Source organism: Pseudomonas berkeleyensis (assembly GCF_014109765.1).
Classification (GTDB): Bacteria; Pseudomonadota; Gammaproteobacteria; order Pseudomonadales; family Pseudomonadaceae; genus Aquipseudomonas; species Aquipseudomonas berkeleyensis.
Genome location: NZ_CP059139.1, coordinates 190873 through 204209, shown reverse-complemented (window position 1 = coordinate 204209; position 13337 = coordinate 190873). Strand labels below are relative to the sequence as shown.

The 13337-nt window shown below is 62.7% G+C and carries 11 protein-coding genes; 2 read left to right on the top strand and 9 right to left on the bottom strand.

Features of this window, described 5'->3' with window-relative positions; translation table 11 throughout:
* Positions 1-4: 4 nt before the first annotated feature.
* The 7 genes from phoU to HS968_RS00905 form a co-directional block, all read right to left on the bottom strand.
* A complete protein-coding gene (phoU, locus tag HS968_RS00935) occupies positions 5-733 on the bottom strand; it encodes a phosphate signaling complex protein PhoU (RefSeq protein ID WP_106737778.1) in 729 nt (242 codons plus the stop codon).
* A 164-nt stretch (positions 734-897) separates the two neighbouring features.
* Positions 898-1731: a phosphate ABC transporter ATP-binding protein PstB gene (pstB, locus tag HS968_RS00930; RefSeq protein WP_119692448.1), complete on the bottom strand. Its 834-nt coding sequence runs from the start codon at positions 1729-1731 to the stop codon at positions 898-900.
* Positions 1732-1805: 74 nt separating this feature from the next.
* Complete coding sequence (gene pstA, locus HS968_RS00925; protein ID WP_170965156.1) at positions 1806-3482, bottom strand: phosphate ABC transporter permease PstA; 1677 nt, start codon at positions 3480-3482, stop codon at positions 1806-1808.
* Positions 3483-3495: 13 nt separating this feature from the next.
* Entirely contained in the window at positions 3496-5781 is a 2286-nt protein-coding gene (locus HS968_RS00920) for an ABC transporter permease subunit (RefSeq protein ID WP_182369745.1), read from the bottom strand.
* A 168-nt stretch (positions 5782-5949) separates the two neighbouring features.
* Positions 5950-6918 (bottom strand): PstS family phosphate ABC transporter substrate-binding protein, encoded by a 969-nt coding sequence (locus HS968_RS00915; protein WP_119692450.1) that lies wholly within the window; start codon positions 6916-6918, stop codon positions 5950-5952.
* Positions 6919-7842: 924 nt separating this feature from the next.
* Positions 7843-8277 carry a ferritin-like domain-containing protein gene (locus tag HS968_RS00910; protein ID WP_119692451.1) on the bottom strand — a complete coding sequence of 145 codons (435 nt, stop codon included), beginning with the start codon at positions 8275-8277 and terminating at the stop codon, positions 7843-7845.
* A gap of 65 nt (positions 8278-8342) precedes the next feature.
* Positions 8343-9173 carry a BON domain-containing protein gene (locus HS968_RS00905; RefSeq protein WP_119692452.1) on the bottom strand — a complete coding sequence of 277 codons (831 nt, stop codon included), beginning with the start codon at positions 9171-9173 and terminating at the stop codon, positions 8343-8345.
* A gap of 210 nt (positions 9174-9383) precedes the next feature.
* Here HS968_RS00905 and algB point away from each other — a divergent pair, with 210 nt between their 5' ends.
* Together algB and HS968_RS00895 are read left to right on the top strand one after the other, a co-directional pair.
* Positions 9384-10736, top strand: coding sequence for a sigma-54-dependent response regulator transcription factor AlgB (gene algB / locus HS968_RS00900; protein WP_119692453.1), 1353 nt, complete (start codon positions 9384-9386; stop codon positions 10734-10736).
* Positions 10737-10749: 13 nt separating this feature from the next.
* On the top strand, positions 10750-12546 hold the full coding sequence (locus HS968_RS00895; RefSeq protein WP_182369743.1) for an ATP-binding protein: 1797 nt from the start codon (positions 10750-10752) through the stop codon (positions 12544-12546).
* Between the two features lie 147 nt (positions 12547-12693).
* Here the strand turns inward: HS968_RS00895 and HS968_RS00890 are convergent, their stop codons facing one another.
* Together HS968_RS00890 and HS968_RS00885 are read right to left on the bottom strand one after the other, a co-directional pair.
* Entirely contained in the window at positions 12694-12879 is a 186-nt protein-coding gene (locus HS968_RS00890) for a PA3371 family protein (RefSeq protein WP_179623377.1), read from the bottom strand.
* A gap of 18 nt (positions 12880-12897) precedes the next feature.
* Positions 12898-13200, bottom strand: a complete 303-nt coding sequence (locus HS968_RS00885; protein WP_106737787.1) for a hypothetical protein — start codon at positions 13198-13200, stop codon at positions 12898-12900.
* Positions 13201-13337: the final 137 nt, after the last annotated feature.

Here is a 13337-nt window from a genome sequence, read left to right as displayed (position 1 = left end):
GGCATCAGTCGTTGGACTTGCCCTCGACCTCTTCGCGCATACGCGTCAGGCCGATGTGGCGAACGTCGGTGCCACGTACCAGGTAGATCACCAGTTCGGCGATGTTGCGCGCATGATCGCCGATGCGCTCCAGCGAGCGCAGCGCCCAGATCACGTTGAGCACACGCGAGATCGAACGCGGGTCTTCCATCATGTAGGTGACCAGCTCGCGCAGCGCGGTCTTGTATTCGCGGTCGACGGTCTTGTCGTGCTGGGCCACGGCCAGGGCCAGGTCGGCGTCGAAGCGGGCGAAAGCGTCGAGGGCGTCCTGCACCATCTTGCGCACCTGGTCGCCGATGTGGCGGATCTCGACGTAGCCCTTGGGCGCCTCGCCTTCCTCGCTGAGGAGGATGGCGCGCTTGGCGATCTTGGTCGATTCGTCGCCGATGCGTTCCAGGTCGATCACCGACTTGGAGATGCTGATGATCAGGCGCAGGTCGGAAGCGGCCGGCTGGCGGCGGGCGAGGATGCGGATGCACTCCTCGTCGATGTTGCGCTCCATCTGGTTGATCTGGTCATCGATCTCGCGCACCTGCTGGGCCAGGCCGGAATCGGCCTCGATCAGCGCGGTCACCGAGTCGTTGACCTGCTTTTCCACCAGGCCGCCCATGGCCAGCAGGTGGCTGCGGACTTCTTCCAACTCGGCGTTGAACTGCTGGGAAATGTGATGGGTGAGGCTGTCTTTGTTGATCATTGCAATCGCTCCACAAATGCTGCCGGCTTGGGTGGCCATGGTGCGCACAGCGCACCCTACACGTTGAGTTTCAGCACGAAGGCCCTTGGAAAAGGCTCTCTGGCGCGAAGGGCGCGCGCTGACAGTACGGCGCCCGACAAAGCCAGGGAGTATTTGCCATGGCCTTAGCCGTAACGACCGGTGATGTAGTCTTCAGTCTGCTTCTTCTCCGGGTTGGTGAAGAGCGTGTCGGTATCGCCGAACTCGATCAGCTTGCCCATGTACATGAATGCGGTGTAGTCGGAGACACGCGCCGCCTGTTGCATGTTGTGGGTCACGATGACGATGGTGTATTTGGATTTCAGTTCGTAGATCAGCTCTTCGACCTTCAGCGTAGAGATCGGGTCGAGTGCCGAGCAGGGTTCGTCGAGCAGCAGCACTTCGGGCTGCACCGCCACGGTACGGGCGATCACCAGACGCTGCTGCTGGCCACCGGAGAGACCAAGGGCCGAATCGTGCAGACGGTCTTTCACTTCATCCCACAGTGCGGCGCTCTTCAGGCCCCACTCGACCGCCTCGTCGAGGATGCGCTTCTGGTTGATGCCCTGAATGCGCAGGCCATACACCACGTTCTCGTAGATGCTCTTGGGGAACGGGTTGGGCTTCTGGAACACCATGCCGACGCGGCGACGCAGCTCGGCCACATCCTCGCCCTTACGATAGATGTTGCGGCCGTCGATGTTGATCTCGCCTTCCACGCGGCAACCGTCAACCAGGTCGTTCATGCGGTTGAAGGTACGCAGCAGGGTTGACTTGCCGCAGCCGGACGGGCCGATGAACGCCGTCACGCGCTGCTTGGGGATGTTCATCTTGACGTCGTACAGCGCCTGCTTGTCGCCGTAGTACAGATTCAGACCCGGCACCTGGATGGCCACGGTTTCGTTGGCCAGGTTCAGGCTCTGCTTGTCACGGCCCAGGGCCGAGATGTCGATACCGTGGGTAGCGTTTTCGTGTTGCATATGCTCACTCCGTTCGCAGCGCCAGGCTGCAAGCTACAGGCCGCAAGCCCCATGTGAGGGGCTTGCCGCTCCAATCAATGATCCAGGGCCTTGTACTTCTCGCGCAGGCGGTTGCGCAGGTAGATGGCCGTCAGGTTGAGAATCGCGATCACCAGTACCAGCAGCAGCGCGGTGGCATACACCAGCGGCCGCGCGGCCTCGACGTTGGGGCTCTGGAAGCCGACGTCATAGATGTGGAAGCCCAGGTGCATGATCTTCTGATCCAGGTGCAGGTAAGGGTAGTTACCGTCGACTGGCAGGCTGGGCGCAAGTTTCACCACACCCACCAGCATCAGCGGCGCCACCTCACCTGCGGCACGGGCCACGGCGAGAATCAGACCAGTCATCATCGCCGGGCTGGCCATCGGCAGCACCACGCGCCACAAGGTCTCGACCTTGGTCGCACCGAGCGCCAGCGAGCCTTCACGCAGCGCCCGCGGGATACGCGCCAGGCCTTCCTCGGTGGCGACGATCACCACCGGTACGGCGAGCAGCGCCAGGGTCAGCGAGGCCCAGAGCAGGCCTGGCGTGCCGAAGGTCGGTGCGGGCGCAGCTTCCGGGAAGAACAAACGGTCGATCGAGCCACCCAGCACGTAGACGAAGAAGCCCAGACCGAACACGCCGTAAACGATGGCCGGAACGCCCGCCAGGTTGTTCACCGCGATGCGGATCACCCGGGTCAGCGGGCCCTGCTTGGCGTATTCGCGCAGGTAGATGGCGGCGATCACGCCGAACGGGGTGACGATCACCGCCATGATCAGGGTCATCATGATGGTGCCGAAGATCGCCGGGAAGATACCGCCTTCGGTGTTCGCCTCACGCGGGTCGTCGCTGACGAACTCCCACACCTTGCTGCCATAGAAACCGAGCTTGTCCAGGGTCGACATGGCGTTCGGGCGATACGCGCGCACCACCTTGCCAAGGCTGATCTGCTGCTCGCGGCCGTCGGCCGAACGCACAGTGATGCTGTCGCGGTTGAACTGCTCGTAACGCGAACTGAGTTCGGCTTCCAGCACCTTGTATTCGGCGTCCCACTGGGCGCGCTCGGCGGCCAGGTCGGCTTGCGCGGCGGCGCTCAGCTCACCGTTGAGTTCCAGCTTGCGGGTCTTCAGACGCACGCGCTCGAGGCCGGCGTTGATACGGCCGATGTCGGCCTTCTCGATCTTGACGATCTGCGTGTGCAGGTCATCCACCCGCGCCAGACGCTTCTGCAGCTCCGGCCAGGCCGCATCGCCCTCGGCGACCAGTTGGCCGTTTTCCTTGACGTTGACCAGGTAGCCGTAGAAGTTGCCCCACTCGCGGCGCTCGAAGGCGGTGATGTCCACTGGGCGATGCTGGTCGCTCAGCCACTCACCGACCACCCAGGTGAAGTCCGCGCCGTACAGGTCGCGGTTGCCCACCTTGATCAGCTCGCGGGTCATGAATTCGCCGCCCTCGACATCCACCGGCAAGCCGGAAGCCGCCAGACGGGCGCGCGGGATTTCCTCGATCTGCACCACGGCACCAGCCATCACCTTGGCTTCCTGGCCGGGCACCTGGTAGGTGGCTTCGATGATGTCGGCCGGCCAGAAGTGCGCCAGGCCGCGCACCGTGATCACCGCCAGCAGGCCAACGACCATGATGATGGCGATGGACACCGCACCGGCGTTCATCCAGATCCAGGGCGAACCGCTCTTGAACCAGGATTTCATGTTGTTCTGTTTCACGGACATAGTCTTGCAGTCCTCAGAGCGAAGCGTACTTGACGCGCAGGCGCTGACGCACCAGCTCGGCCAGGGTGTTCATGACGAAGGTGAAGGTCAGTAGCACCAGCGCCGAGAGGAACAGAATCCGGTAGTGCGTACCGCCCACTTCCGACTCCGGCATTTCCACCGCCACGTTGGCAGCCAGGGTGCGCAGGCCTTCGAAGATGTTCATGTCCATGATCGGCGTGTTGCCGGTGGCCATCAGCACGATCATGGTCTCGCCGACGGCGCGGCCCATGCCGATCATCACCGCCGAGAAGATGCCCGGGCTGGCGGTCAGGATCACCACGCGGGTCAGGGTCTGCCACGGCGTGGCGCCCAGAGCCAGGGAACCGAAGGTCAGGCTCTTGGGTACGCTGAACACGGCATCTTCGGCGATCGAGTAGATGTTCGGGATCACCGCGAAGCCCATGGCCAGGCCGACCACCAGGGCGTTGCGCTGGTCGAACGGAATGCCCAGGTCGTTGCTCAGCCACTGACGCATGTTGCCGTCGAACAGCCAGTTCTCCACATGCCCGCTCATGCTCAGGGAGATGAAGCCGACCAGCAGGATCACCGGGATCAGCAGCGCGGCTTCCCAGCCATCCGGCACGCGCAGGCGCACGGACTCCGGCAGACGGCTCCAGATGAAGCCGGCCAGGAGGATGCCGATGGGGGTGAAGATCAACAGGCTGAAGATGCCGGGTAGATGTCCCTCAACATAGGGCGCGAGGAACAGACCGGCGAAGAAGCCGAGGATCACCGTCGGCAGCGCTTCCATCAGCTCGATCACCGGCTTGACCTTGCCGCGCATGGCCGGGGCCATGAAGTAGGCGGTGTAGATCGCCGCGGCGATGGCCAGCGGAGCGGCCAGCAGCATGGCGTAGAACGCCGCTTTCAGGGTACCGAAGGCCAGCGGCGCGAGGCTCAGCTTGGGCTCGGCGTCGGTACTGGCGGAGGTGGACTGCCAGACGTACGCCGGCTTGTCGTAGTTTTCGTACCAGACCTTGCCCCACAGCGCACTGAAGGAAATCTCCGGGTGCGGGTTGTCGATCAGCAGGCGCTCGAGCTGGCCGTTGCTCTCCACCAGCACGCGGTTGGCGCGTGGCGACAGGGCGGCCATGGTGAAGCCTTCGGCAACCGGCTCGACCAACAGGGTGCGGTGCGCAGTGCTGTGGAAGATCCCCAGATTGCCGGCGCTATCCAGGGCGATGAAGCCCTTGCGGCGTTGCTCGGAGATGATCTGGGCAATCGGCTGGCCGGCCATCTTGAAGTCGCGCACCCGCTGCAGCGAAGCCTTGCCGTCTTCTTCACGCACCATGAACCACTGCGCGATGCCGCCCTTGCTGTCACCGATCAGCAGCGAGATGCCGCCGAGCAGCGAAGTGGCGTAGGTCACGTCGGTGGCGCCGTCGTTGAGCAGCTTGTAGCGGCCGTTGAGGGTGTTGCGCCGCAGGTCGAAAACGTCGGCGGTGGCACGACCGTTGATCACGTACAGCCACTGCTGGCGCGGATCGATGATCAGCTCCTTGATCGGCTCGGCGATCTGCGGCAGCGCCAGACGCTCCTCGTTGGTGCTGACCTCGCCGGTCATCAGGTTCTCTTCGCGGCTCAGGCTCACCGCGTGCAGCTCGCTGCCCACGGACGCAGCGACCAGCAGCGTACCGCTGGCGAGGCTGATGCCCATGTGCTCCAGCGGACGACCTTGCGGGTCGAGGGTCAGCGGCGCTTCACCGAAGGGGTAGGTGACCACCGGGGTGATGGTCTTGACGTCATTGGGGTAGGACACCCGGTAGCTGTGCTCGAACACCAGCACCTGACCATTGGAAAGCCCCAGGGCTACGCGGTTGCTACCCGGCTGATCCTCACCGACCGAAGTCACTTCGCTGCCGGCTGGCAGCGGCAGTGCCACCGCATTCATCGCTGCCATGCTCTTGGCATCGAAGAACTGAATATTGCCGGACTTGGACAGGCGCATACCGACCTGATTCTGCTCTTCCACTGCCATCAGTAGCGGCGCGCCAGCCTCAGCCAGCCAGGCCGGTTGCACCGGCTTGCGCTGTTGCAGATCGGCGCCCTGGAACATCGGCAGTACGACATAGGCCAGGTAGAAGAAAATCAGAGTGATGGCGCCGAGTACGGCAAGGCCACCGACGGATACGCCCCAGCGGGCCAGGCGATCCTTGAATGCGCGCAGGCGGCGTTTGCGTTGCAGAGCCGGAGTGTTGAAGTCCAGCCCGAGGGAATTGGGGGAGGCGGTCATGGTTTCACTAGCCAGGTCATTCATGATTGAGAGCGTCTCTGCGCGGCCATGAGCGCGCCGCATTTTTCGTCTATTTCACGAGCCCGGCCAATTTAGCGGTTTCGTATGACAGAAAAGTTACAGCACGGTGACGTAGCAAAGCCCGCCTCTACATGGAGAAGCGGGCTTCGTGTGTGCAGCCTGAAGCGGTCGTTACATGCCCAGTTCTTTCAGGGTCTTGTCGACGACTTTCTTCGGCAGCGGGATGTAGCCGTCCTTGACCACGACGTCCTGGCCTTGCTTGGACAGAACGAGTTTCAGGAACTCGGCATCCAGCGGGCTCAGCGGCTTGTTCGGCGCCTTGTTGACATAGACGTAGAAGAAGCGCGCCAGCGGGAACTTGCCAGCCAGGGCGTTGGCTTCGTTGGCGTCGAAGGCCTCACCGCCTTTCTTCGACAGCGGCACGGTCTTCACGCTGGAAGTCTTGTAGCCGATGCCCGAGTAACCGATGGCGTTCAGGGTGCTGGAGATCGACTGCACCACCGAAGCGGAACCCGGTTGCTCGTTGACGTTGGACTTGTAGTCGCCTTTGCACAGGGCTTCTTCCTTGAAGTAGCCATAGGTGCCGGACACCGAGTTACGACCGAACAGCTGGATCGGCTTGGAAGCCCACTCACCGGTCAGGCCCAGGTCACCCCAGGTCTTGATGTCCTTCTCGCCACCGCACAGGCGAGTGCTGGAGAAGATGGCGTCGACCTGAGCCATGTCCAGGCTCTTGATCGGGTTGTCCTTGTGCACGAACACCGCCAGGGCGTCGATGGCGACCGGAACGGCGGTCGGCTTGTAGCCGTACTTCTCTTCGAAGGCCTGGATTTCGCTGTCCTTCATCGGACGGCTCATCGGGCCAATGTTGGCGGTGCCTTCAGTCAGGGCGGGTGGAGCGGTAGAGGAACCGGCCGCCTGGATCTGAATGTTCACGTTCGGGTAGCTTTTCTTGAACTCTTCAGCCCAGAGGGTCATCAGGTTGGCCAGCGAATCGGAACCGACACTGGAGAGGTTGCCCGATACACCGGAAGTCTTCTCGTAGTTCGGCAGAGCCGGGTCGACGGCGGCAACCGCGGATACCGCGCTTACGCCAGCGGCGGCGAAAGTCAGGGCCGCCATCAAACGCTTCAGTTTCATGCCTTGCTCCTAGCAGGAATAGTGTTGGTGGAACGGGCCACAGTATCGATAGGCCACATGACCACTCTATGAAACGAATGTGACAGTTAAATGAACGCAGGCGACTTTCGGTTGCGGCAGAGAAAAGGCGCTTTGGATGGCTTGGGGAGAGCATGCGGGTGACGCCGGACTGACAAGTTTGTGTGTGCTGTGCGCAGCGCTATTTATTTCCGGGCCATGATCGTTAAGGTGTCGATCTCTCGTCCTGGTTTCGCCCCTCACGGGCGAGTCACTTTCTCTTGCTTGCCCAAGAGAAAGTAACCAAAGAGAAGGGCACCCCACCATCCGGCCCCGGCTACGCCGGGGTTCCCTCGTTCCATCATCGCTCCAGGGGCACGCCGTGAAGGGCCATCCCTGGCCCATCACGGCTCTCGCGGCATCCATGCCGCTCAACCCCTTCCACGCTGACTCCACTCGGCCTCCTGAAGGGGACTTGGGCGTCGTCTGTAACATCGCAGTTGAAGAGCAAAGACATAGACACCGCCAATTTCAATTTCGCGATACTTACAAAAGCTCGCGACCTGGCCCCGTCAGAAGGCCAAGTGGAGGTGTTGCATAGGGGGACGAGCCGCATGGATGCGGCGAGAGGCTTAATGGACCAGGGATGGCCCATGTAAGCCGGCCCCCGGAGCAACACCGGAGCGCGGGAAGTTTCGCGTAGCGAAACCCGGATGTCGGGGTGCCCTTCTTTGGCACACCTTTCTTGGGCAAGCAAGAAAAGTGTGGCGCCCGTAAGGGGCGCAACCCAAACGCTCAGCGCACGCGCTAACGGATAGTGCTAAGCCCGTAAGCGATACGCACACAAACTTGCCAATCCGTCCGCCCCTTCCCAATAAAAAGCCCCCGCACGCAATGCGTACAGGGGCTCGGGTGCCGCAGCTGGCGTTACTGCATGTTCTGCTTCAACGCCCGCATGCGGTCATGGCAAGCCCGCACCTTGGGCATTTCCATCGCCAGCAGCACGCGAACATCATTGTCGGCGCTTTCCAGGGCGTCCTCGAAGGCATGCAGGATGCGGTCTTCCGACTCTTCCAGCTGCGCGACGTAGGTGGCGTCTTCATCCTTGGCCAGGGTGGCACGGGTGTCGGCGTAAAACTGGCGCAGCTTGCCCAGCATAGTGCCGCCGGTGGCCGGCTCGCTCTGATTGGCGGCGACCTTGACGCTCAGTGCCTCGATCACCTCGGTCTTGGCACGCGCCATATCGCGGAACAGTGCCTGCAGGCGGATATCCTTGACCTCGTCATGGGCATGCTCGTAGAAGCGCTTGCCGTCACGAGTGATCTCGATCAGTTCGTTCAGTTGTGCGGTCTTGCTGCTCATGGAATGACTCCTTGACTCAGGGTGGTGAATGGCCGCGCTCCAGCGGCACGTGATCGGGCCGGCGGTCAGCTGCTGACGCGCAGGGCGTCGGCATCCACACCGCGCACGCCGCGGATGTTGCGGGCGATTTCTACCGCCAGGCGTTTCTCGGCATTGCTCAATACGCTGCCACGCAGGTTGACCAGGCCGTCATCGGTGGTCACGGCGATGTTCAGCGCATCGAGGTTGCGGCTGTAGAGGAAGCTGGCCTTGACCTTGCTGGTGATCCAGCCATCGCTGATGTTCTCGCGCGCCTCCTCCACCGCCGTCTGCACTTCGTTGCTACTGCTGTCGGCGGTGCTGATGCTGAGATGGTTGAACACCTCGCGAACGCCATCGGTGTTGGCTGCCAGCTGACCCGCCAGCTCTTTCGAGGCCGGCGTCTGAGCATGACCACTGAGGGTTACCGCACCATTCTCGGCACGCACGCGGATGTCCAGGCCTCGGGTGTTGCTGTTCCACAGCAATTTGGATTTCACCGTGGCCGCCAGGCTGGCGTCTTCCAGGCGCTGAACCAGGCCAGGTGGTTCGCCTTCGGCGGCCTCGCCAGTGACCTCGATGTGATTGTCCACCGACTCGATGCCATCTATGCTCAGGGCCACCTGCTCGGCCAGCTCCTTCTGCACCTCGCTTTCGACCTGACCGGCCAGGGTGGCCTCGCCATCTTCCACATCGATATCGAGCTTGAACGGGTTGAGGTGGCGGTTGAGGGCGAAGGCCGTCCAGATCGAGCCTTCCTGACGTGCAGCCTCCAATTGCGAGGCCAGCTGACCTTCGGCAGCATGACTGGCCAACGGCGTCAGCCCGAGCATCAACGCGGTACCGGCGGCCAGCAACAAGGGTTTGAACGGGGGCATGGGTTCACTCCTGTTCGTGAAACGATAAAAGGAATATCGCAAGCCCCGTGCCAGCTTCTTTTTTAAATAAACCCATTTAAAAACAATTGGTTATGATCAATGATGGCACCCTGACGCCATGCAGGCTGCAGCATTGACGCAGTCAGGCCGTGCAACTTGCACGGTTTTTCCCTGACTAACCTCCATCGACCAGTCAGACGGAGCACATTCATGGCAGATTCAGAGCAGACCAGCGGGCGCATTCTGCTGGTGGATGACGAAGCAGCAATCCTGCGTACCTTCCGTTACTGCCTGGAAGACGAGGGTTATGACGTCGCCGGTGCCAGCAGTGCGGCACAGGCAGAAGCGCTGCTGCATCGTCAGGTGTTCGATCTGTGCTTCCTCGACCTGCGCCTGGGCGAGGACAACGGCCTGGATCTGCTGGCGCAGATGCGCATCCAGGCCCCCTGGATGCGAGTGGTGATCGTCACCGCGCACTCGGCCGTGGACACCGCCGTCGATGCGATCCAGGCCGGCGCCGCCGATTACCTGGTCAAGCCCTGCTCACCGGATCAACTGCGCCTGGCCGCTGCCAAGCAGCTGGAAGTACGCACCCTGGCGGCACGCCTGGAAGCCCTGGAGGGCGAGGTGCGCAAGGCCAAGGACGGGCTCGACTCGCACAGCCCGGCGATGATGGCGATCCTGGAGACGGCCCGCCAGGTCGCCGCCACCGACGCCAACATCCTCATTCTCGGCGAGTCGGGCACCGGCAAGGGCGAGCTGGCCCGCGCGATTCACGGCTGGAGCCGCCGCGCCAAGCGCACCTGCGTGACCATCAACTGCCCCTCGCTAACCGCCGAACTGATGGAAAGCGAGCTGTTCGGCCATGCCCGCGGCTCCTTCACCGGCGCCAGCGAAAGCACCCAGGGCCGGGTCAGCCAGGCCGATGGCGGCACTCTGTTTCTCGACGAAATCGGCGACTTCCCGCTGGCATTGCAGCCCAAGCTGCTGCGCTTTATCCAGGACAAGGAATACGAGCGCGTGGGCGACCCGGTCACCCGCCGCGCCGACGTGCGCATCGTCGCCGCCACCAACCTGGATCTGGACGAGATGGTACGTGCGGGCCGCTTCCGCGAAGATCTGCTCTACCGCCTCAACGTCATCACCCTGAAATTGCCGCCACTGCGCGAACGCCACGAAGACGTGATGTCGCTGGCCGAACGCTTCCTCGCCCGCTTCGTCAGCGATTACGGCCGCCCCGCCTGCGGCTTCAGCCCTGAAGCCGCGGCAGCGCTGCAGGCTTATCACTGGCCGGGCAACATCCGCGAGCTGCGCAACGTCATCGAGCGCGCCAGCATCATCTGCCAGCAGGAGGCGGTGGAAATCGCCCACCTTGGCCTCGGCGGCAGCAGTGAAGCACCGACCAGCACCGTCCGGGTCGGCGCCCCCATGAGCCTCGAAGAACTGGAAAAAGCCCATATCGCCGCCGTCCTGGCCAGCAGCAGTACCCTGGACATGGCCGCCAAGACATTGGGCATCGACACCTCGACCCTGTATCGCAAACGCAAGCAATACAACCTCTGAACCGGGAATCCCCATGAAGCTGTCCATGAAGCTTCGCACCCGTCTGTTCCTCAGCATCTCCGCGTTGATCACCGTGGCGCTGCTGGGCTTGCTGCTCGGGCTATACAGCGTCACGCAGATGGCGCGCAGCCAGAGCGAACTGATCCAGCGCGGCTTCACCGCCGTGCAGATTGGCCAGAAGCTGCGCCAGCACCTTGGCGACGAGCTGATCGTGCTGATCGACCAGCAACCCGATCCACAGGCTCTGGACAAGGTTCGTGAAGAGTTTCGCGCGACCCTCGCCGAAGGCATCACAGCCAACCTGGGGGATCGCTATGTGAGCGGTCTCGAGCAAGCCGCGACGCTCTACGATCAGATGGAACAAGCCGCCGCCAGCGGCACGCCTGCCGGCCAGACACCGTACAACCTGGCCGCCTACAAACCGTTCACCGAGGCCTTCCAACGCCTGCGCAACCACTTGCTGGAAGAACAGGATGATATCGTCGCCCACGTCATCGCGGCCGAAGACGGCGCTGGCGAGCGTTCGCAACTGATCGCCGCGCTGCTCGCGTTCATCGGCCTGGCGGTTCTGGCCATCGGCGTGCTCACCGCCCACGGTATCGCCCGCCGCTTCGGCGCGCCCATCGACATGCTGGCACGCGCCGCCGATCAGCTCGGCCGCGGCCAATACGACGTCGTGCTGCCGGTTTCACCAGTGGAGGAACTGGCGGTACTCAGCCGTCGGTTCGGCCTGATGACCGAGGCCCTGCGCGAATATCACTCGAGCAATCTCAAGCAACTGCTCAACAGCGAGGGCCGTCTGAAAGCCGTGCTCGACAGCATCGACGACGGCCTGATCATCCTCGATCCCCAGGGCCGCATCGAACACGCCAACCCGGTGGCGCTGCGTCAGCTGTCGTGGGATCCCGATATCCTCGAGCAACCCATCGGCCCATTGCTGCCCGACCATGCAGTGGACGAAGCCCTGCACCTGGTGCTCGCCGGCGAGTTGCTGCGCGAGCCGCCAGCAGACCTGCAGATCGAACGCGATGGCGAAGTGCGCCTGCTGGCCTGGGCATTGACCCCGATCCAACTGCGCGAAGGCGGCAGCGTTGGCGCCGTGATGGTATTGCGCGATGTCACCAAGCAACGCGCCTTCGAGCGCGTACGCAACGAATTCGTCCTGCGCGCCTCGCACGAATTGCGCACACCGATCACTGGCATGCACATGGCATTCAGTCTGTTGCGCGAACGCATCAAGCTGCCGGCAGAGGGACGCGAACAGGACCTGATGCGCACCGTCGATGAGGAAATGCGCCGCCTGGTGCAACTGATCGACAACCTGCTGGACTTCTCGCGCTACCAGAACGGCCTGCAGACCCTGCAACGCAAGGCGTGCGACCTGGCCGCACTGGTCGAACGAGCCCAGGCGCGCTTCGCTGAGGAGGCAGCCGAGCGCGAAATAACCCTGACCAGCGAAGCACACGAGCCGCTACCGCAGCTCGCCGTCGACGCCGCCCAACTGGAACGCCTGCTCGACAACCTGATCAGCAACGCCCTGCGCCACAGCAATCCCGGCGGCCACGTGCGGCTGCAGGTACGGCGTCATGGCGAGCAGGTGATCTTCAATGTGCAGGACGACGGTGAAGGCATCCCCTTCGAGCAACAGGCCCGTATCTTCGAGCCGTTCGTGCAGATCAGTCGGCGCAAAGGCGGAGTCGGGCTTGGACTGGCGTTGGCACGGGAGATCGTGCAGTTGCACGGCGGCCGACTCGACGTCCAGTCACGCCCCGGCGACGGCGCCAACTTCTACTTCAACCTACCGGTGTGAGCAGAGTGAACGGGAAGTGGCAAAAGGGTAGAACGGCGATTGCCGCCGGGCGGGCTAAACCACCCTTCGGGGAATGCGGAACGTAGAGGAATGGGGCAAAGACTGCTGTAGGGTGGGCTTCAGCCCACCACTCAGATCAACATAGCTTCAGCGCAGTACCGGATCGAACTTGAAGCGGCGGCCGGCCATCAAGGCGCCAAGAAAGGCCAGGCCGAAGAAACCGCTGGCACACTTGAGCGCCAGGGCTGGGGTTCCTTCCAGGCCAGGATTGAGCCACAGGGCGGACAGGCTCAAGAGGGTCATGATCAACAGAAACACAGCACTTCTGGACATGGCAGGACTCCTTGTCGGTCAGAACACCCAGCGCGGGGTGCTGTCAGCGGGGCGCGGCTCACGGTTGCCGGTTTCGGTCTCGGCGGGGTCGGAGATGCGTACCCACTGCCCGTCGTCGTGAAGACCGCGAGAAGTCTGCTGGCGCAGCTCACCGGCCTCGCCCTGCAGGGTGCCGACGCGATAGTCCCGAACCTGCGGGGTGGAAACGGTGAATTCGGCGGTCTTGGCACTGGCACCGGCCGTATCCGAGAAATCTTTGGCGTAAGCCCCGTTGACCAGCAATGCAGCGGCGCAGAACAGGCTCAGTCGGACGATGTACATGGCGCTTCTCCATCAGCAGATCAGTCGGGGGCTTACGTGACTGTCTGTTGCAGCGCTCATGCCAATCTGAATGACTCTAAAAAATCCTTTTAAATCAATAAGTTGAACAAACCACGCACGAGGGTTCCCCATGCACT

Bases quoted from the DNA above. Each gene is read 5' to 3' on its own strand.
- phoU (WP_106737778.1), bottom strand. From the start codon at position 733: ATGATCAACAAAGACAGCCTCACCCATCACATTTCCCAGCAGTTCAAC.
- pstB (WP_119692448.1), bottom strand. From the start codon at position 1,731: ATGCAACACGAAAACGCTACCCACGGTATCGACATCTCGGCCCTGGGC.
- pstA (WP_170965156.1), bottom strand. From the start codon at position 3,482: ATGTCCGTGAAACAGAACAACATGAAATCCTGGTTCAAGAGCGGTTCG.
- HS968_RS00920 (WP_182369745.1), bottom strand. From the start codon at position 5,781: ATGAATGACCTGGCTAGTGAAACCATGACCGCCTCCCCCAATTCCCTC.
- HS968_RS00915 (WP_119692450.1), bottom strand. From the start codon at position 6,918: ATGAAACTGAAGCGTTTGATGGCGGCCCTGACTTTCGCCGCCGCTGGC.
- HS968_RS00910 (WP_119692451.1), bottom strand. From the start codon at position 8,277: ATGAGCAGCAAGACCGCACAACTGAACGAACTGATCGAGATCACTCGT.
- HS968_RS00905 (WP_119692452.1), bottom strand. From the start codon at position 9,173: ATGCCCCCGTTCAAACCCTTGTTGCTGGCCGCCGGTACCGCGTTGATG.
- algB (WP_119692453.1), top strand. From the start codon at position 9,384: ATGGCAGATTCAGAGCAGACCAGCGGGCGCATTCTGCTGGTGGATGAC.
- HS968_RS00895 (WP_182369743.1), top strand. From the start codon at position 10,750: ATGAAGCTGTCCATGAAGCTTCGCACCCGTCTGTTCCTCAGCATCTCC.
- HS968_RS00890 (WP_179623377.1), bottom strand. From the start codon at position 12,879: ATGTCCAGAAGTGCTGTGTTTCTGTTGATCATGACCCTCTTGAGCCTG.
- HS968_RS00885 (WP_106737787.1), bottom strand. From the start codon at position 13,200: ATGTACATCGTCCGACTGAGCCTGTTCTGCGCCGCTGCATTGCTGGTC.